This is a genomic window from Enterococcus sp. 3C7_DIV0644 (genome assembly GCF_002141235.1).
Taxonomy (GTDB): domain Bacteria; phylum Bacillota; class Bacilli; order Lactobacillales; family Enterococcaceae; genus Enterococcus_D; species Enterococcus_D entomosocium.
Genome location: NZ_NGLK01000001.1, coordinates 1,501,079 through 1,519,698, shown reverse-complemented (window position 1 = coordinate 1,519,698; position 18,620 = coordinate 1,501,079). Strand labels below are relative to the sequence as shown.

The window sequence follows — 18,620 nt, the reverse complement described above, 5'->3', positions numbered from 1 at the left end:
TACTTACTAATTGTAAAAAAAACACGAGCGAGCCGCTTGAAATCACTGGATCGATAAAGTAAACTTGATGGTAACGAGAAAAAATGGCTCCGCAGTGCCATCTATAGAAGGGACGAAACAAATGATAAAAAAATTACTCGCGAATGTTGGCAGCTATAAGAAGGATAGCTTGCTGACCCCTGTGTATGTAGCAGGAGAGGTTGCCTTAGATGTCATTATGCCCCTGATCATGGCAATGATGATCGACCAAGGGATCGAAAAAGGAGACGCCGGTGTGATTCTAAGAGATGGCGGCTTGCTTTTTTTATGTTCCTTGATCGCGTTACTTTTAGGAACGCTTGGCGGACGAACGGCAGCGATCGCTTCGGCTGGTTTTGCCCGCAACCTGCGGCACAATCTATTTCGCCGAATCCAAGATTTTTCCTTTTCAAACATTGACCGCTTTTCTTCCTCCAGTTTGATCACCCGCTTGACCACTGACGTGACCAACGTCCAAAATGCTTATCAAATGATTATTCGTATTCTGGTCCGCAGTCCGTTAGTTCTGATTTTCTCACTTGCAATGGTTAGCACCATCAGCCCAGAACTTATGACGATCTACTTAGTTGTTTTACCGATCTTAGCGATTGGCCTTGCCTTAGTGATTCGTTTTGCCCACCCGCTATTTCTAAAAGTATTCCGCATTTATGACCGCTTGAATAATGTGGTGCAAGAGAATCTACAAGGGGTTCGCGTTGTGAAATCGTATGTCCGGGAAGAACAACAAGAAGAACTGTTTGGCGAAGTGTCCACCGATGTTTATCGGAATTTCACTCTCGCGCAACGAATCGTCTCTTTTAACATGCCATTGATGCAATTTGCAGTCTATACATGTATGTTGCTCTTGTCATGGTTTGGTGCCCAGTTGATCGTGGAACAAAGTAGCCTGACGACTGGTGAATTAGTCAGCATGTTCAACTACACGATGCAGATTTTGATGAGCTTGATGATGATGTCGATGGCTTTCGTGCAGATTTTGATCGCACGAACGTCGGCAGAACGGGTCGTGGAAGTATTAGATGAAGAAAGTGACTTGAAAAATCCCGCCGAACCAGTCAAAGAAATCAAAGACGGCTCCATCATTTTTGAAAATGTCGGCTTTAGTTACGCCAATGACAAAAACAAGTTGGCGCTGATTGATGCGAATCTACGCATCGAATCCGGTGAAGTCATTGGGATCATTGGTGGAACCGGGAGCGGGAAATCCACCCTCGTCCAGCTGATCCCCCGCTTATATGATGTGATTGAAGGGCGTGTCATCGTCGGCGGTCATGATGTTCGCGACTATGATTTAGAAGCATTGCGGGACCAAGTAAGTATGGTCTTGCAAAACAATGTACTCTTTAGCGGCACCATCAACGACAATTTACGTTGGGGCAATGAAGAGGCGTCGGATGAAGAGATCCAGCGCGTGGCGACGATCGCACAAGCCGATCCTTTCATTCAAGAGTTTCCTGATAAATATGAAACGCAGATCTCACAAGGAGGGAACAATGTTTCCGGTGGGCAAAAACAACGGTTGACGATTGCCCGTGCCTTATTAAAGAAACCGAAAATCTTGATTCTCGATGATTCTACTAGTGCCGTCGACACCAAAACCGATCGCAGTATCCGCGAAGGCTTGAAACGAGAAATTCCGGGAACGACGACGATCATTATTTCCCAACGGATCAATTCGATCGAAGACGCCGACCGGATCATCGTAATGGATGATGGCAAAATCAATGGCATCGGTACCCACGAAGAATTGTTGGCAAACAATGCCATCTATCAAGAAGTGTACCATTCGCAGCAGAAAGGATTTGGTGAAGGTGAAGAATAGACAAGCAGCAAATCCCAAGCGTACATTAAAACGTTTATTGCGAACGATGTTTGGCGACTACAAAGGACAACTCCTATTCGTCGTTGTTATGATCTTGTTAAGTGCTTTTGCCAACGTTCGTGGTTCGTTGTTTTTACAAGTCGTGATCGACGATCATATCACACCGCTTTTAGGGCAAGCCAATCCTGATTTTGGCGGCTTGTTTCGGGCGATCGTCCAAATGGCGATCATCTACCTGATTGGGATCTTGGCCGCACTGATCTATAACTTTATGATGGTCAAGATCAGTGAGGGCACGCAAAAAAAAATCCGTGACCAAATGTTTACACATATGCAGTCTCTACCAGTCGGCTACTTTGATGCCCGCTCAGATGGCGACATCATGAGTCACTTTACCAACGATACGGATACGTTGCGTCAAATGATCTCCCAAAGTATTCCAAACTTGATGATGGCGGCGGTAACCTTTTGTTCTGTCTTTATCGCCATGTTCTCCATCAGTGTTCCATTGACTCTGTTCGTGATGCTGTCGGTTATTTTGATGCTGAATGTGATCCGCATCATTTCTCGCCGCAGCGGCCGCTTCTTTGGCGCACAGCAACGAGATTTAGGCGCTGTCAACGGGTATATCGAAGAAATGATGCACGGACAAAAAGTCGTCAAAATCTTCAATCATGAAAAAATCGTCATGGAAGAATTTGATGCCTTAAATGATCAACTGCAAGAAAGTGCCACTAAAGCCAATGTCAATGCCAATACCTTGATGCCGATCATGATGAACTTACTAAATGTCCAATATGTCTTGATCGCCATCATTGGTGGCCTGTTTGCCATCAATGGTGTTTCTGGACTGACGGTCGGGATGATCGCTTCTTTCTTGCAACTGAGCCGTTCATTGAATGGCCCTATCAGCCAAGTATCACAACAAATCAACTTTGTGATCATGGCATTAGCCGGTGCTGAGCGAATTTTCAACCTATTAGATGAAACGCCAGAAATCGATCATGGCTACGTCACACTGGTCAATGCCAAATGGTCGCAAGGTCAACTAGTTGAAACCAAAGAACGAACAGGCACGTGGGCGTGGAAACATCCCCACGAGGATGGAACCATTACCTATACGGAAGTGACGGGAGACGTGCGATTTGAAGATGTTGATTTCGGCTATGTCGATAATCAACTGGTCTTACATGAGATCAATCTGTATGCAGAGCCTGGGCAAAAAGTTGCCTTTGTTGGTGCAACAGGTGCTGGTAAGACAACGATCACCAATCTGATCAATCGATTCTACAACATCCAAGACGGGAAGATTCGCTATGATGGTATCAATATTGAAAAAATCCATCTGGAATCCCTCCGTCGCTCATTAGGAATCGTTTTGCAAGACACCCATTTGTTTACTGGAACGATTCGCGAGAATATTCGCTTCGGAAAACTGGATGCCAGTGATGAAGAAGTGCTGGCAGCAGCGAAACTAGCCAATGCCGACATGTTTATCAACCATTTGCCAGAAAAATACGACACCGTGATCACGGGCGATGGCGAAGGGCTTTCCCAAGGTCAACGGCAGCTGTTGGCAATTGCTCGCGCAGCGATCGCTGATCCGCCAGTGATGATCTTAGACGAAGCCACCTCAAGCATCGATACCCGTACAGAGCGTATCGTCCAATCAGGGATGGATCGTTTGATGTCTGGACGGACCGTGTTTGTGATCGCCCATCGATTGTCTACAATCCAAAACTCCGATGCCATCATGGTGATGGATCATGGCCGTATCATTGAGCGGGGGACCCATGAAACGCTGTTGGCAGAAAAAGGCACCTATTATCAGCTATATACTGGGAAAATCGAATTGGATTGATTCTGCCATTGCTACGGCTTGAAGCTGCAGCGACTGGCGATCTGCCTATTTTCCCCTTGTTTGCAACGACCGATTGGCAGTAAGCCAGTCGGTTTTTTTGCGCAGCTCGAAAAAATGGTATACTGTCACTGAGACAGCCGTAGAACGGCGGCAGCACGTAAGCAGTTGTGCTGCGGAAAATGGATTCCATGAGGTGAAAATATGAAACTAGCATTGGCAAAGATCGTTTTAGACGAAGAATGGTATGAGGTGGTCCAATCGGAAAAAGGGCTAGTGTATTTTGGTCGGCAGCAGGATCATCATGAATTACTCAAATTCTTTCCATTGGCTGAAATCAGTAGTATAGCTGACCTTGATCCAGTAATTGAAACGCAGCTGCAAGCTTATTTTGCAGGGGAACCAGTGACGTTTACTTTTGCGTTTGATTTTGTAGGGACACCGTTTCAACAAACCGTTTGGCAAGCACTGACCCAAATTCCTTATGGTGAAACCACTACGTACAGTGACTTGGCGCTGCGCATTCAACGTCCGACCGCTGTCCGAGCTGTCGCCAACGCAGTGGGGCGTAACCCAATGATGATCGTGGTTCCTTGTCATCGGGTGTTAGGAAAAAACGGCCGCTTGACGGGGTATCGGGGCGGGTTAGCAACCAAACGCCGACTACTGCAACTGGAAGGGATTCCGTTTAAAGAATAAGGAAAGTAAACTATTTATAGTAAAAAATACTAAAAAGCAATTTCATTTCCTTTTTTCTCTGGTATAATAAAATTGATTCCGGTTACAAGAAGGGGTGGAGGAAATGAACATCGTTGATTTGCAAAATGGTTCTGATATTCGAGGGATTGCGATCGCAACAGAAAAAGAACAGGTGACGCTGACGGAGCAAGCGGTTCGGCAAGTTGCTTCGGGCTTGCGCAACTGGTTGGAAACAAAGGGCAGCGGACCTTTTCGCGTGGCAGTCGGTCGTGACAGTCGCTTGAGTGGCGAAGCACTGCAAGAAGTGTTGATGGCACAGCTGCAGCAAGAAGGCGTGGCAGTGATCGATTGTGGCTTGGCAACGACACCAGCCATGTTTATGAGCACACAGTTTGCGGATTTCGACTGTGATGCTGGTGTGATGCTGACAGCGAGTCATTTGCCTTATTACTTTAATGGAATAAAAATTTTCAGCCGCCAAGGCGGTGCCGAAAAAATGGATATCCACTATATTTTGACCCACACTACCGTTCATGAGGCAGCGGAAAAAGGAAGCTATCAGCAAAAAGACCTGCTGACGCCTTATGCCCAAGATCTACTGCAAAAAATTCGCCAAGGGATGGGAACCAATGAGGAAAAACCTTTGGCTGGATTAAAGATCATTGTTGATGCAGGCAATGGTGCCGGCGGCTTTTTTGCTGAAAAAGTGTTGCTGCCGCTAGGGGCAGATACGAATGGCTCGCAATTTTTAGAACCGGATGGGCATTTTCCCAATCATATCCCTAATCCAGACAATAAAGAGGCGATGGCAAGTATTCGTGAAGCCGTCTTACGAGAACAAGCCGATCTAGGCATTATTTTCGATACCGATGTCGACCGCTCGGCTGTCGTGACCAAAAGCGGTGAGCCCTTGAACCGCAACAATATGATTGCTGTATTAAGCAAGATCATCTTAGCGGAACACCCTGGCACGCGTATCGTCACTAATTCACCAACCTCTAATCATTTAAAAACCTTTATCGAAGCACTGGGAGGGCAGCAAGTACGCTATATTTCTGGCTACCGCAATGTGATCAACAAAGCGATTGAATTGAATGAAGCAGGACTGGACACACAGTTAGCCATCGAAACCAGCGGGCATGCCGCGTTTAAAGAAAATTTCTTTTTAGATGACGGGGCGTACGTGATCGCCAAGCTCTTGATGATGCTGCCACAATTGCAACAGCAAGGCACGACACTGGATGAGCTGATCGCGGCGTTGCAACAACCCGCCGAGACCCAAGAATTGCGCTTTGCGATCCAAAAAGCCGACTATCAAGACTATGGTCGCCAAGTGATCGCGGATTTAGCCGATCATTTGCTGCCAGGCTGGCAGATCGATCCAGAAAATGAGGAAGGCATTCGCATCAACTTGACAGCGCCCTATGGCCAAGGCTGGTTCTTGCTGCGAATGAGCTTGCACGAACCACTGCTGGTGCTGCAGATCGAAAATGATGAAGCGGGTCATCTACCGGCAGTCGTTCAAGCAATCGGTCGCTTCCTATCGCAGTATGAAGCCATCGATCAAAGTAAACTGACACAGTTTTTAGCACAGCAACCAAAAATTTGAAGAAAAGCAGGGAACTAAAATGGTGATCTTGATGCTGCTGATCATGGCAGTGACGTATGGTGTGAATTTTTTCTTGTTTCGTTATTTGAACAAACGACCAAAAATCGATGTCGTTGAACGGTTATCAATGCTATTAGGTGTCAACATGAGTGTGCTTTTTTTCGATGGGATTTTATTGTTTATCGGAAAACTACTAATTGAGACTGTTGAGATCATCGAGTAACCTAGTCGTCCGTTTTTTGTTTGCCTCTTCACTGATTCCTCAGGACAGTGAAGAGGTTTTTTAGGGTTTGCTAAAAACGGCGATTAATGTTCGCATTCGTTTTTGATATTTGATAAAGTAAAGAGGAGAAAATTACGCAAAGTGAGGGAATTCACGGATATGGCAAAAATAATGGTAGTAGAAGATGAAGCGGTGATTCGCCAACTGATTATCGAAGAACTAGAAAAATGGCAGTTTGAGACCTTTGGCACGACGGATTTCCATCAAGTGTTGACTGACTTTGAAGAACAAGAGCCCCAACTGATTTTACTGGATATTAATTTGCCGGTTTTTGATGGCTACTATTGGTGTCAAAAAATCCGCGAAGCTTCCAAAGTACCAATCATTTTTATTTCCAGTCGCAATACCAATATGGATATGATCATGGCCATGAATATGGGGGCGGACGATTTTGTGACAAAACCTTTTGAGATCGACGTTCTGATTGCAAAAATCAATGCCTTATTGCGCCGTTCCTACAACTATGTAGAAAGCAGCAGCGAGACGTTAGTGCATAACGGTTTGACCCTCAATATCGACAACAGCAGCATGTATATCAATGGCGAAAGCATCGATCTTAGCAAAAACGAATACCGCCTGCTGTATATTTTGATGAAAAATCACGGCAAGATTTTAAGTCGTGAAAAACTCTTGCGGGCCTTATGGGATGACGAGCGTTTTGTAGATGACAATACCTTGACGGTCAATATCAATCGTTTGCGACGAAAAATCGAACAAGCGGGGATGAATGGCTACATTGAAACCAAGGTTGGTCAAGGGTATATCGTACCATGACAAAGTGGCGGGTTTTGCGCAGTTTTTTGAAAGATCGTTGGCTGCTGTTTATTGGCTGGCTGGTCTTTTTCGTGTTGACGGTCTTAGTTTTTTGGCTGACTCCTCATTCCCCGATGGATTGGGGTACAGTCGGCTATCTCTTTTTGATGCAAAGTGTCTTGATGGTGTTCTTTTTGGCAATCAGCTACTTATCTAAGCGGCGTTTTTGGCAAAAAATCACCCCCAAGCCCGGAGACAGCTTGCTGCAAAACTACTTGCAAGGAGCACGCTCGGCGGAAGAAGAACGGATCGAATCTTACATCAATCAGTTGATCCGAGAGCACCAAGAATTGATGCAGCAAGTCGTCAGCAATCAAGAAGAACAAAAGGAATACATCGATTCGTGGGTCCATGAAATCAAAGTACCTTTAGCCGCATCACGATTGCTTTTGCATTCGATCGAATTTGATATTCCAGATGAAAAATTCATCTTACTAGAAAATGAATTGAACCGCATGAACGAATATGTCGAGCAAGTCTTGTACGTCGCCCGTTTGGACAGCTTTTCAAAAGATTATCTGGTCCAAGAAATTTCATTGAAAGCCGTCATCCAGCCGGTTTTACGCAGTCAGGCAAATTATTTTATCCAAAAGAACCTGCACTATGCCGTTGAAGGTGAGGATCAGCAAGTGTTGACCGATGAAAAATGGCTCGGCTTTATCTTTCGACAATTGGTCAGCAATGCCGTTAAGTACACACCACAAAATGGGCAGCTGACAATTCGGATCGAAAAAGATGCCCAAGGAACCTATCTCCACTTGCAAGATAGTGGGATCGGCATTCCTAAAGAAGACATGCGTCGCATCTTTGATAAAGGCTTTACGGGCGAAAATGGGCGCCAAACGGACACCCACTCGACGGGATTAGGGCTCTTTTTAGCGAAAAGTTTAGCGAAGGAATTAGGCATCGAGCTAACGGCTTCGTCGACAGTTGGAAAAGGAACCACCATGACGCTGTTCTTTCCCTTGTTGAGTTATTATGAGGAAAAACGCTAATCTGCTTTTTTTCGAGTATCTTTTTGTGTTTTTTGACAAAAATCACTTGTCCCTAGAACGTTTTCACTGATACACTAAAGCCTGTGTTTAAAATTGAATGGTAAGGATGAATGAAATGGAGATACTCGTTGCATTAGTACCAATGTTTGCGTGGGGCAGCATTGGTTTAGTAAGTGCCAAACTTGGCGGGGATGCGAACCAGCAAACGCTAGGAATGACGATTGGTGCCTTTTTCTTTTCTCTGGTCGTATATTTTGTGACGATGCCAGTGATTGATGGAAAGGTGATTTTGATCGGTCTTTTGTCTGGTCTCTTTTGGTCCGTCGGTCAAAACGGTCAATTCCATGGCATGAAATATTTAGGTGTGTCTGTTGGACTGCCGCTTTCAACCGGCATGCAGCTGATTTTAAATACGGTCGCCGGTGCATTGTTTTTTGCGGAATGGACCCAGACCCGCGATTATGCACTAGGTGTTAGCGCATTGATCTTGTTGGTGATCGGGGCGTATCTGACCGCTCGTCAAGATGGCGAAAGTCCGGTAGAAGCTGGCAGCAAGATGCTTGATTTTCCTAAAGGATTTCGGGCATTGATCTCATCAACGATCGGTTACGGTGCCTATACGATTTTGATTACTTGGGCAGGATTGGACCCCTTGGCGATCATTTTGCCACAAAGTGTCGGGATGCTGATCGGTGCCAGCCTATTTGCTTTAAGGAAGACGAAGGTCGACCGTTTTGTAGGGAAAAATACTTTGTCAGGGTTGTTATGGGGCATCGGAAATGTCTGCATGCTGATCACGGTTCAGCAAGTCGGACTAGCGGTGGGCTTCTCATTGTCGCAGATGGGAATCATCATTTCAACGCTAGGCGGGATTTTTATTCTCGGCGAAAAGAAAACCAAAAAAGAACTGCGGTATGTGGTGATTGGTTGTCTGCTGGTGATTATCGGCGGTGTTTTGCTGGGGTATATGAAAGCAACATAAACGTATATTTTTGAGGAGGAGTTATGGATTTATTTCGAAAAAAAGTCATACAACGGGAAAGTGTGACGAATTTAAAAAAAGAGTTGAAGTTAAAAGATTTGATTATGTTGGGGATCGGCGCCATTATTGGCACAGGTATCTTTGTTGTTACAGGGACTGCTTCTGCTGAGTATGCCGGACCGGCATTGATTCTTTCCTTTGTTGTAGCTGGTATCGTTGTTGTGTTATCAGGGCTTTCTTTTGCGGAATTTGCTTCTCGGATCCCCGTTTTAGGGGGCGCCTATTCGTATCTGTATGTCGTTTTTGGTGAATTTACCGCGTGGCTGGCAGGCTGGTTTTTGATTTGCGAGTTCTTATTGGCCGTTTCTTCGGTGGCATCTGGCTGGTCAGGCTATGTGCAAGGCTTTTTGGCCAGTGCGGATATCCATTTACCAACCGCGTTGACGGGCGGTTATGACCCAAGCAAGGGGACCTACATTGATTTGATCGCTGGTTTAGTCATTATTTTTGTAACCTTGTGGGTCAGCCAAGAAGCGAAAAAAGCGTTACGTTTGAACAATGCCATGGTATGGGTCAAATTCGGCGTGATCCTCTTGTTTATCGTCTTTGGTGCCTTTTTCGTGGAACCAGACAACTGGCAGCCCTTTATGCCCTTTGGTTTTTCAGGCGTTTTTAATGGTGCAGCGTTAGTTTTCTTTGCTTTTCTTGGCTTTGATGCCGTCGCAATGGCGGCGGAAGAAGTCGAAGATGCCAAGAAAAATGTCCCTCGAGGAATCATTGGTTCCATTGCGATCGCAACTGTCCTTTATATCATTGTCACACTGATCATGACGGGAATCGTTCCGTTTGCTGAATTAGGAGTCAATGATCCGGTAGCTTTTGCGATGCGTTATGTCGGTCATGGGGTTGTCGGATCAATCATTTCTGTGGGTGCGATCTTGACCTTATTAACAGTGACGATCGCTATGATGTACTCCTTGGCGCGTCTGTTATATGCCATCAGTAAAGATGGGTTATTGCCAAAAGCGATGCAAGCCATTGATCCAAAGCATCAAACACCAAAGAAAGCGACCTACATCGCGGGTGTTTTTGCTTTCTTCTTTGCGGCAGCTTTCCCATTGAATATCTTGGCAGAATTGACCAACATTGCGGCATTGTCGTATATGATCTTAATGTCCTTAGGAATCATCAAGCTGCGGAAGATGATGGGCCCACCTGCTAAAGGCGAATTCAAAGTACCACTGGTACCGTTATTGCCTTTGTTGTCCGTTGCCAGCTGTCTCTTCTTGATGACCCGTCTACAAACGGCGACCTGGATCGTTTTTGGGATCTCCTTAGTGATCGGAATCGCGATCTATTTTGTATATGGCTATCGTAACAGCGAATTAAATGAGAAAATTGACGAATAGGATTGTGAAAAGGCAAAGACCCGGATGCGGTTTTTGTCTTTTTTTATGTAAATATAGCCGAGCTTCCTATAAGCAGCGTTTTAGGAGGCTTTTTTTGTTATTCAAATAGTAGTCATTTCTGGTGCTGATCATTGCAATGACAGTCTTTCTTGATCAAAAGTCCTCTATGAATCTGCTTTTTTTGAGAAATTTTCCAAATGACAGATTCGCTAAAGGTTCATCCAGTATGCTTTTGTTAGAGAAAAAAGAGAGGATGTTGGCAATTGAATTATATGAAACGGGCATGGCTGAGTGTGACGAGAAAGCGAGGAAAATCTGCAATATTGTTTGCTGTTATTCTAATTTTAGGAAATGTAATCGCTGGAGCAATTGCGGTCAATCAGTCGACTCAAAATGTCGAAAAGCAGATCAAAAACCAATTAGGTTCCCTCGCAACGATCGATATCGACTATGAAGCCTTGATGGCAAATAGTGAGGGCGGCACAAGTATGGAGGAGATTCAGCCGCTGCCGGAGGAGCTGATCAAACAAATTGGCGAGCGCTCGGAAGTCAAACAGTATGACTATTTGCGAGAAGCAATGATTGCTGTTGATAAATTCAAACCCTATAGTTTTAGACCAGAAGTTGAAAACGAGAATATCATGGTTTCTGGAGGTATGGATTCTTGGGTCTATTTAACAGGAACCAATCTCTTACAACCGTTGGATTTTGAAGAAGATACGGTGAATTTAACACAGGGACGCTTCTTTACAGAAGAGGAACAGCGTACCGGAAAACGTGTAGGGTTGATTTCTGAAGAGGTGGCTCAGGAAAACGGCTTGACCGTTGGTGACACCATGGTATTAGATGGACAGTTTATCGATTATTCATCTGGTGGAGATCCAGAGAAACAAAAAGGCAATGATTATCCTATCGAAATCGTCGGGATCTTTAAAAATACCAGCTTAGAAAAAGCGAATGAACAAGGACAAGAGGGGGGAGTCAGCTCGTTTGCTTTTGATGATCGTCCCTTCAATCGGATCTATATGCCAAATGATGCTGTGAAAACGATTGTTGAAGAGGAACGTGCGGGGCGACAAGCGGCGTTTCCAGCGACAGACCCCGGATCTGACGAGGATTTCTTTACCCCGCAATTTATTTTGAATCAACCAGAAGATGCAGAACAATTCAAACAAGAGGTGACACCACTCTTGCCAAATGGCTATAAGGTCAATGCTTCTACGGATGAGTATGACCGTGTGGGAACCAGTATGAATCGCTTATCACAAATTTCCTCGTATGTCGTAGTGATTGCGGTGATTGCTTCCTTGATTATTATCTCCTTGATCATTGTGTTGTTTACCCGTGATCGTAAATATGAGTTAGGCATCTACCTTTCGTTAGGGGAACGCCGGAAATACGTGTTTGCACAGATTGTGATCGAACTCCTGTTGATTGGTGTCAGTGCAATGCTGATCTCCTTGGTTACAGGGAATATGCTGGGCAAGATGGTTTCTGAATCTTTGTTAGCCAGCAGTATGCTAGAGGCAAACCAGGCAGGGATGGAACAATTCTTTGTGGGGGCACCGAAAATCGACCAAGCGACGATCAACGAGGCGTTTCGCGTTCAATATACCTTATCTTATGTGATCGCCTTTTTAGCGACTGGGATCGTGACGATCTTGCTTTCGGCAGTGGTGCCGCTGTTGTACATTTTACGGTTGAATCCGAAAAAAATCATGCTGTAAGGAGCGATGAACATGGCAATTTTAGAAACAAAAGACATGACGTATTACTACCAAGATGGCGAGAATCGCCGGAAAATTTTAGATAAAACCAATATCTCCTTTGAAAAAGGCAAATTTTACACGATCTTAGGAAAATCAGGCTCAGGAAAGACCACTTTTCTTTCCTTGATCAGTGCATTGGATCAGCCAACCGATGGGGAAGTGTTTTTTGAAGAAAAAAATATCAAAACGATCGGTTATGAAGAATATCGCCGCAACAAAATCAGTCTGATTTTTCAAAGTTACAACTTGATCCCTTATTTGACGGCTTTAGAAAACGTCCTTGTTTCGATGGCGATTTCAGACAACAAACTCCCGGATCAGCACGATCAAATTGCGTATCGTTTGCTGGACTATATCGGCATCAATTCCACGAAAGCCGATCGTTTCGTCAATCAGCTTTCCGGTGGGGAACAGCAGCGGGTCGCCATCGCTCGTGCTTTAGCGACCAACGTTGATATCATTTTAGCCGATGAACCTACCGGGAATTTGGATGAAGGCATGGAACAAGAAATCGTGGATATTTTTAAAGAACTAGCGGCGATCCACAACAAGTGCATCATCGTAGTGACCCATTCGACCGAGATCGCCAAGCAGTCAGATCAGACTTTTTACTTAAAAAAAGGTGCGTTGACGGCCTATGAGTGATTTTTTATCGAAGTTTGAAGAAGAACCGAAACAGCCAGACAAGGAATCAGCAGCAGCCGAAGTGCCTTCTTCCCGTGCTTCCCGAAAAGAAAAAGGTTCAGCTTCTTTAGAAGAGGGGATCGAACATGATCCCTCCTTCAAAAAGAAGCGGCGAAAAAAACGACTGCTAGGGTTAGCTGCCTTGCTTGGACTCTTTATACTCAGCGGCTTTTTATTTTTCCAATTGGCGTATGTCCGGTTGGATAACTTTGTGGACAAAGAGATCTCAGAGGTCAGAGAATGGGCAGCGGAACATGATCTTGCGGTTGATGTCACACCAGCCTATGATGAAGCCCCAGCCAATCAAGTGATCGCCCAAGCAGAAGCTGCCAGAAGTCGAGTCAGAAAAAGAAGCACTCTGCATCTAACCGTGAGCCAAGGACCTGATCCAGAAGAGAAATTGGCATTGCCAGACTTTATGGAAATGACGAGGGACGAGGCAGCAGAGTGGATCGAAAAAAATCAAGCAAGCAATTTGACGATCGTCGATGAATACCACGATGAGATCGAGGAAAAAGCACCGATTCGAGTAGAATTTACCAATAAAGAAGTCTCACGAGAGAACTATCATCGTCGAGATGTCGGACGAGTCTTTTATTCCAAAGGCGAAGAAACCTTTGAAAAAGATATTGAAGTACCAGACTTTAGTGATAAAACCCGTGCAGAGGTAGAAACATGGGGGAAAGCCCATGAGCTGGAGCTTGAAGTCAAAGAACAGGCTTCGGATACTGTGGAAGAAGGCAAAGTCATTGAACAAAGCGTGGCACCAAAAGAAAAAATCGCGAAACGGGATGCGTTTCAAGTAACGATTTCCCTAGGGAAAGGGGTCACCGTACCAGACTTTTCAACGATTTTACCAGATGATGCCCAGGCCGCTGTTGAGGGTGTCACTGTGCGGATGCGGATGCAGTTTACTCAGAGTCTGCCCTATGGACAATTGATCTCGCAAAGTGAGACCGCCGGGACCGTCTTAACCAGCAAAGATGACAAAGGCATTGAAGTCGTCTATTCGGCAGGTCAACCTTATATCAAAGATTACCGTCGAAGCGAGATCCTTGAAGGGGATCTGCAAAAACTCTTCTTTGATGAATTCCGTTCAAAAGGGGCGAACATCAGCTATCAAGTCCGTTATGTCAATTCAGCAGAACCCTACGGGACAATCGTGGGGATGAGCAAGTTCAATCAGTTTTTACCGTTAGAAGATACGATTACCTTCGATATCAGCTTAGGCAATCAGACAGCCCCAGCGGCATCTGATTCTGAATAGTCGCTTTCTTTTTTAGTCAACCTGCAAAAGGAGGAAACCCATGCGTCATCAAGAGAATTTTCAAGACCTTAGGAAAAAGCTGTTTGTGTTTTTACTAAGCGGTATGGTAGCATTGTTGCTACACATGTGGATTCATCAATCCAGCGAACACGTGCGGATCGTTTCAACAGAACGTTTTATTGGAGAACAATTGGAATGATCCTACAGGAATGATTATGCTTACCGAAAAGTGATTGAAAAAAGAAATGATGAGTGCAAAAGGGGGACTGACCAATGCGGATTTTATTCGTAGAAGATGAGCCATCGATCGCAGAAGCTGTTGCCAGCTTATTGAAGAAACAACATTATTCCGTCGATTTGGCCTTTGACGGCGAAACCGGATTAGATTATGCAGCGAGTGGTGTATATGACATTCTCGTTTTGGATATCATGCTGCCCAAAATCGATGGAATCACATTGCTAAAGACGTTACGCAAGCAAAATATTCGCACGCCGATCATTATGTTGACGGCCAAAAGCGAAGTCGATGACAAAGTACTCGGCTTGGATGCAGGGGCAGATGATTACTTGACGAAACCCTTTCAAATGAAAGAGTTGCTGGCACGGATTCGTTCGCTAGGCAGAAGAAAAGATTTGGATTATCAAGAAGACCAGTTAGCCTTTGGCAACGTGGGCTTAGATCGTAATGAGCTGCAGTTAGCCACGCCTAGCAATCAAGTGGTGTTGTCACCCAAAGAAATGAAACTGATGGAACTGTTCTTATCTAGACCCAAAGTGATCTTATCAAAAGAAACCATCATCAATAAAATTTGGGGCTTTGATCCCGATGTGGAAGAAAACCGCGTTGAAATCTATGTGTCTTTGCTGCGGAAAAAACTGACGCTGCTTGAAGCGGATATCGGCATTCGCACGATCCGCAATGCGGGGTATATTTTGCAGAGCAAGGAGCCGCCATGTTAAAAAAATTGCGAAATAAAATGCTGTGGTTCAATATGGCGTTGATCTCAATCATTGTCTTAGGTGCCTTTACCTTTATCTATATTTTGAATGCCACCCAAATTGAAAACGAGATCCAATCATTGATCTCGCAAGAAGCAAACACCCTAGCTGCGGTACCTTTGGATGAGGAGGAAGTGCGGCAATCACTGACAGAGCCTGAGTATCCAATGATGTTGACCATCACGAATAGTACCAGTGAGCTCAGAGAGATCGCTCTACTTGACATTAGCCAAATGGATGTCGTGATTCAAAGTATTGATGAGAGCGTCGATCAAAACGAGCTTTATGAAGCCTTGGTCGATGCAGCGGCGAAACAAGGGGAGATTCCTAACGAAGTGAAGGTGAATGGTCGAAATTGGCGGTATGCGCTCTTTTTAGTGACTTCTTTCAATCAATACTCAATCGATTACGATGCAATAGGGGAATATTCCACCAGTATCAATAATTACGAGCCATTTTATCAAGTGCTGTTCTTTGACGTCACCGACTACAAAACCAGTCTAAGCAACTTAAGAAACACGCTTTTGCTCATCGGCGTTTTAGCTTTAGCCAGTATTTATATCGCTAGTTTTTATGTGGCCAATCGAGCCTTGCGACCGGTGGAACTGGCTTGGCGCAAACAAAAAGAGTTTGTTTCTAACGCTTCCCATGAGTTGAAAACACCACTGGCGATCATTCAAGTCAATGCTGAGGTATTAGCTGGCAGTCCAGAAGAAACCTTGGAAAGCCAAATGAAATGGCTGGAAAACATTCAGTTAGGTTCCGAACGGATGGATGAGCTAGTAAATAGCTTATTGCTGTTGACCAAATTCGAAAGTGCCGAACAAGAAATGGTGCGTTCTTTGATCGACGCCAGTCAAGTCGTGCAAAGTGTTTATCAAAGCATGGAGGCGATTGCGCTGGAAAAAGGGATCCACTATCAGGAACAGATCGCTAAACAGGTGCGCCTTGAAAGCAATGAGCAAGCCTTGCGGCAATTGACCATGATATTGGTAGACAATGCCTTGAAATACACGCCCGCTGGAGAAACAGTCACAGTGGCCCTAATCGAACGGCAACGAAAGACAGTGCTGCAAGTCTCCAACGGTGGTTGTCCGATCCCCGAAGAAAAAATTCCCTATGTCTTTGACCGCTTCTACCGCGGGGATCCTTCTCGCAACCATCAAGACGGTGGCTATGGGTTAGGTTTAGCCATCGCCAAAGCCATCACAGAAATGCTGCAGGCGCAAATCAGTTTGACGGTGGATCAAGACGGCGTCAATCATTTTGAAGTTTCATTTCATTGAGATTGGATCGCTGCTTTCACTTAAATAAAATTTTTCTAAAAAAGAGGACTCCATGAATGGAAGTCCTCTTTTAATAGGTGAAATTTACTTGTTGCTAGTTAAATCCAATAAGCGGTCTTTCAAGTCTTCTTCTAGATGACCCAATTCCACTTCGGCAGCACGACGTTTTTCTTTTCCTTCTTTTTGGATCCGTAATGTTTCTTGGATCGTTTCCACAAGGTCGTTTTGTGTTTTTTGCAATGTTTCGATGTCGACGATGCCGCGCTCGTTTTCTTTCGCTGTTTCAATAGCAGAAACTTTCAACATTTCTGAGTTTTTCTTCAATAGATCATTGGTGGTTTCAGAAACTTGACGCTGTGCCGTAACTGCATCTTTTTGACGCAATAAAGTCAAGGCAATCACCACTTGGTTTTTCCATAGTGGGATCGCTGTATTGACAGAAGCTTGGATTTTTTCTGCTAACGCTTGGTTCGTGTTTTGGATCAGGCGAATTTGCGGTGCCTGTTGGATCGTGATTTGACGTGCCAAGCGCAAGTCATGGGTCCGTTTGTCTAAACGATCTAGGAATTGCGTGTAATCGTTGGCGATCTGTACGTCCATTTGATCATTCGTTTCTTCTGCTTTTTTCATGGCTTCAGGAATGATTTTGGTTTGCAATTCTTGCATCTTCAACTCGCCAGCGGCAATGTAGATGTTCAATGCATCGAAGTAATCTTTGTTCTTTTGATACAACTGTTCCAACATCAGGTTGTCTTTTAGCAAACCGTCTTTTTCTTTATCCAATTTGACGGCGATCTTGTCGATTTGGGCACCGATTTTTTGATATTTAGCGGTGATTTCAAAAATGGATTGTTTTACTTTACCAAACATCCGCTTGAATAAGTTGCCTTCACCTGCACGCAGTTCATCTGGATTGGCTTCTTGTAAGCGATACATCAACTCAGTCAATGAGTCGCCCACAGGGCCGATATCAGCTGCTTGGACATGGTTCAACATAGATTGGGAAAACTCCCCAAGTTTGGTTTGGGCAGCTGCACCATAGGTGATGACTGCTTGCTGGTCAGTTGCATCGATCTTGCTGGCTAATTCTTGGGCCTGTGCTTGACGCTCTGGCGGTAATTTGTCAATCAAACGCGGTGCTGTTTGCTGTTCTTTCAGCTGACTGATCTCCGCTTGTTGAGTAGTGGTCAAAGTGTCGACAGGGGTTGAAAATGGGTTGTTCAATAAATCGTCAAGCGTATCCGTTACGGGTTTTACTTGATTTGGTGTGTCACTCATAATAACTCCTCCTAATAATTGTCTGCTTTCGAAAAAAATCTAGCCTGGGCTAGATTTTTTTTTAGATTCTTTTTTTGTTGCCAATCAGAATCTATCCCTATTCATTATCTCGTTTTATGCTTTGTTTGGCAATGGATAACTCAATATCCATGTCATCAAGATCGTCTGCTACAAATTGGGAGTAGTCTTTGGCGATCAAGGAAGCCATTTGCTCGATAATTTGTGTGCTTTCTTCGATTTTATCATAGGTCTCACGACTTTTGATCTCATGGCTATTGATTTCAATGAACTTATCGGTCAAATCGACCATATTGGGCAAGTGGGTATAAAGGAAATGACTTGCCAAAGGCAGTTTAGTTGGTTCTTTTACGAGTTCTTTGAAAAGAGCTTTTGAGGCACGCAAGGCATCGTGACGCAAGTCAATGGCTTTTAACTTGTTATTGCTAGTGATATTTTTTTGGTATTTATCGATTTGGTGTTTCGTCTGATTCATCGTTTCACGGAACAATTCGATCTCACGAGCAGTCATTCCGCTTTTCAAGTAATGGGCTTCTCGTTCTCTCGTTAAAGAAGGCAAAACTTGTGGATCCGCTGCCGGAACTTTACGTCCTCTGATACCGACGTAGACTAAAATCGCACCGACGATTAATAATAGGCTCGCAAATGAATCGCCTACTACGTTAAAAATAATACTGATGAGGACGATCGCACCAACGATCAGCCAGATGTTTTTTTTCATTTTTCCTCCTCCTAAAAATCTCTTGGACAAGTAGATTGGGTTATTCGACATCTTTATTTTAGCATGTTCACTAAAAGAAAAATATCAGA

17 protein-coding genes are annotated in these 18,620 nt (G+C 44.5%); 15 read left to right on the top strand and 2 right to left on the bottom strand.

The window, feature by feature from the left end:
* Positions 1–121: 121 nt before the first annotated feature.
* The 15 genes from A5877_RS07085 to A5877_RS07020 all read left to right on the top strand — a co-directional run bounded on the left by A5877_RS07085 (position 122) and on the right by A5877_RS07020 (position 16,514).
* The gene (locus tag A5877_RS07085; RefSeq protein WP_042890682.1) at positions 122–1,861 is read left to right on the top strand and encodes an ABC transporter ATP-binding protein; all 1,740 of its coding nucleotides are present in this window, start codon (positions 122–124) and stop codon (positions 1,859–1,861) included.
* A complete protein-coding gene (locus tag A5877_RS07080; RefSeq protein WP_034878270.1) occupies positions 1,851–3,722 on the top strand; it encodes an ABC transporter ATP-binding protein in 1,872 nt (623 codons plus the stop codon). Before A5877_RS07085 ends, A5877_RS07080 begins: the two co-directional genes overlap by 11 nt.
* A gap of 201 nt (positions 3,723–3,923) precedes the next feature.
* A complete protein-coding gene (locus tag A5877_RS07075) occupies positions 3,924–4,418 on the top strand; it encodes a methylated-DNA--[protein]-cysteine S-methyltransferase (RefSeq protein ID WP_005233483.1) in 495 nt (164 codons plus the stop codon).
* Between the two features lie 103 nt (positions 4,419–4,521).
* Entirely contained in the window at positions 4,522–6,027 is a 1,506-nt protein-coding gene (locus tag A5877_RS07070) for a phosphoglucomutase (protein ID WP_005233485.1), read from the top strand.
* 19 nt (positions 6,028–6,046) lie between these two features.
* The gene (locus tag A5877_RS07065) at positions 6,047–6,250 is read left to right on the top strand and encodes a hypothetical protein (protein WP_005227790.1); all 204 of its coding nucleotides are present in this window, start codon (positions 6,047–6,049) and stop codon (positions 6,248–6,250) included.
* 159 nt (positions 6,251–6,409) lie between these two features.
* Positions 6,410–7,084: a two-component system response regulator SapR gene (locus A5877_RS07060; protein WP_005227794.1), complete on the top strand. Its 675-nt coding sequence runs from the start codon at positions 6,410–6,412 to the stop codon at positions 7,082–7,084.
* Positions 7,081–8,118 carry a two-component system sensor histidine kinase SapS gene (locus tag A5877_RS07055; RefSeq protein WP_016621950.1) on the top strand — a complete coding sequence of 346 codons (1,038 nt, stop codon included), beginning with the start codon at positions 7,081–7,083 and terminating at the stop codon, positions 8,116–8,118. The genes A5877_RS07060 and A5877_RS07055 overlap by 4 nt, the downstream gene beginning before the upstream one ends.
* Positions 8,119–8,233: 115 nt before the next feature.
* Positions 8,234–9,100: a GRP family sugar transporter gene (locus tag A5877_RS07050; protein ID WP_008379298.1), complete on the top strand. Its 867-nt coding sequence runs from the start codon at positions 8,234–8,236 to the stop codon at positions 9,098–9,100.
* Positions 9,101–9,123: 23 nt separating this feature from the next.
* Positions 9,124–10,509 (top strand): APC family permease, encoded by a 1,386-nt coding sequence (locus tag A5877_RS07045; RefSeq protein ID WP_005233503.1) that lies wholly within the window; start codon positions 9,124–9,126, stop codon positions 10,507–10,509.
* Positions 10,510–10,781: 272 nt separating this feature from the next.
* Positions 10,782–12,236 carry an ABC transporter permease gene (locus A5877_RS07040; protein WP_060792591.1) on the top strand — a complete coding sequence of 485 codons (1,455 nt, stop codon included), beginning with the start codon at positions 10,782–10,784 and terminating at the stop codon, positions 12,234–12,236.
* 12 nt (positions 12,237–12,248) lie between these two features.
* A complete protein-coding gene (locus A5877_RS07035; RefSeq protein ID WP_008379303.1) occupies positions 12,249–12,923 on the top strand; it encodes an ABC transporter ATP-binding protein in 675 nt (224 codons plus the stop codon).
* On the top strand, positions 12,916–14,229 hold the full coding sequence (locus A5877_RS07030; protein WP_061053358.1) for a PASTA domain-containing protein: 1,314 nt from the start codon (positions 12,916–12,918) through the stop codon (positions 14,227–14,229). Before A5877_RS07035 ends, A5877_RS07030 begins: the two co-directional genes overlap by 8 nt.
* A 40-nt stretch (positions 14,230–14,269) precedes the next feature.
* Positions 14,270–14,428 (top strand): hypothetical protein, encoded by a 159-nt coding sequence (locus tag A5877_RS17185; RefSeq protein ID WP_005233508.1) that lies wholly within the window; start codon positions 14,270–14,272, stop codon positions 14,426–14,428.
* Positions 14,429–14,502: 74 nt separating this feature from the next.
* Complete coding sequence (locus A5877_RS07025; RefSeq protein WP_016612966.1) at positions 14,503–15,189, top strand: response regulator transcription factor; 687 nt, start codon at positions 14,503–14,505, stop codon at positions 15,187–15,189.
* Positions 15,183–16,514, top strand: coding sequence for a cell wall metabolism sensor histidine kinase WalK (locus A5877_RS07020; protein ID WP_086316623.1), 1,332 nt, complete (start codon positions 15,183–15,185; stop codon positions 16,512–16,514). The genes A5877_RS07025 and A5877_RS07020 overlap by 7 nt, the downstream gene beginning before the upstream one ends.
* Before the next feature lie 84 nt (positions 16,515–16,598).
* Here the strand turns inward: A5877_RS07020 and A5877_RS07015 are convergent, their stop codons facing one another.
* Both A5877_RS07015 and A5877_RS07010 read right to left on the bottom strand, forming a co-directional pair.
* Positions 16,599–17,792 (bottom strand): toxic anion resistance protein, encoded by a 1,194-nt coding sequence (locus A5877_RS07015; protein WP_005233515.1) that lies wholly within the window; start codon positions 17,790–17,792, stop codon positions 16,599–16,601.
* A 97-nt stretch (positions 17,793–17,889) separates the two neighbouring features.
* Positions 17,890–18,531 (bottom strand): 5-bromo-4-chloroindolyl phosphate hydrolysis family protein, encoded by a 642-nt coding sequence (locus tag A5877_RS07010; RefSeq protein WP_008379306.1) that lies wholly within the window; start codon positions 18,529–18,531, stop codon positions 17,890–17,892.
* Positions 18,532–18,620 lie beyond the last annotated feature (89 nt).

What these genes read in the sequence shown, in the direction of transcription:
- A5877_RS07085 (WP_042890682.1), top strand. Translation starts at nt 122, where the DNA reads ATGATAAAAAAATTACTCGCGAATGTTGGCAGCTATAAGAAGGATAGC.
- A5877_RS07075 (WP_005233483.1), top strand. Translation starts at nt 3,924, where the DNA reads ATGAAACTAGCATTGGCAAAGATCGTTTTAGACGAAGAATGGTATGAG.
- A5877_RS07070 (WP_005233485.1), top strand. Translation starts at nt 4,522, where the DNA reads ATGAACATCGTTGATTTGCAAAATGGTTCTGATATTCGAGGGATTGCG.
- A5877_RS07065 (WP_005227790.1), top strand. Translation starts at nt 6,047, where the DNA reads ATGGTGATCTTGATGCTGCTGATCATGGCAGTGACGTATGGTGTGAAT.
- A5877_RS07060 (WP_005227794.1), top strand. Translation starts at nt 6,410, where the DNA reads ATGGCAAAAATAATGGTAGTAGAAGATGAAGCGGTGATTCGCCAACTG.
- A5877_RS07055 (WP_016621950.1), top strand. Translation starts at nt 7,081, where the DNA reads ATGACAAAGTGGCGGGTTTTGCGCAGTTTTTTGAAAGATCGTTGGCTG.
- A5877_RS07050 (WP_008379298.1), top strand. Translation starts at nt 8,234, where the DNA reads ATGGAGATACTCGTTGCATTAGTACCAATGTTTGCGTGGGGCAGCATT.
- A5877_RS07045 (WP_005233503.1), top strand. Translation starts at nt 9,124, where the DNA reads ATGGATTTATTTCGAAAAAAAGTCATACAACGGGAAAGTGTGACGAAT.
- A5877_RS07040 (WP_060792591.1), top strand. Translation starts at nt 10,782, where the DNA reads ATGAAACGGGCATGGCTGAGTGTGACGAGAAAGCGAGGAAAATCTGCA.
- A5877_RS07035 (WP_008379303.1), top strand. Translation starts at nt 12,249, where the DNA reads ATGGCAATTTTAGAAACAAAAGACATGACGTATTACTACCAAGATGGC.
- A5877_RS07030 (WP_061053358.1), top strand. Translation starts at nt 12,916, where the DNA reads ATGAGTGATTTTTTATCGAAGTTTGAAGAAGAACCGAAACAGCCAGAC.
- A5877_RS17185 (WP_005233508.1), top strand. Translation starts at nt 14,270, where the DNA reads ATGCGTCATCAAGAGAATTTTCAAGACCTTAGGAAAAAGCTGTTTGTG.
- A5877_RS07025 (WP_016612966.1), top strand. Translation starts at nt 14,503, where the DNA reads ATGCGGATTTTATTCGTAGAAGATGAGCCATCGATCGCAGAAGCTGTT.
- A5877_RS07020 (WP_086316623.1), top strand. Translation starts at nt 15,183, where the DNA reads ATGTTAAAAAAATTGCGAAATAAAATGCTGTGGTTCAATATGGCGTTG.
- A5877_RS07015 (WP_005233515.1), bottom strand. Translation starts at nt 17,792, where the DNA reads ATGAGTGACACACCAAATCAAGTAAAACCCGTAACGGATACGCTTGAC.
- A5877_RS07010 (WP_008379306.1), bottom strand. Translation starts at nt 18,531, where the DNA reads ATGAAAAAAAACATCTGGCTGATCGTTGGTGCGATCGTCCTCATCAGT.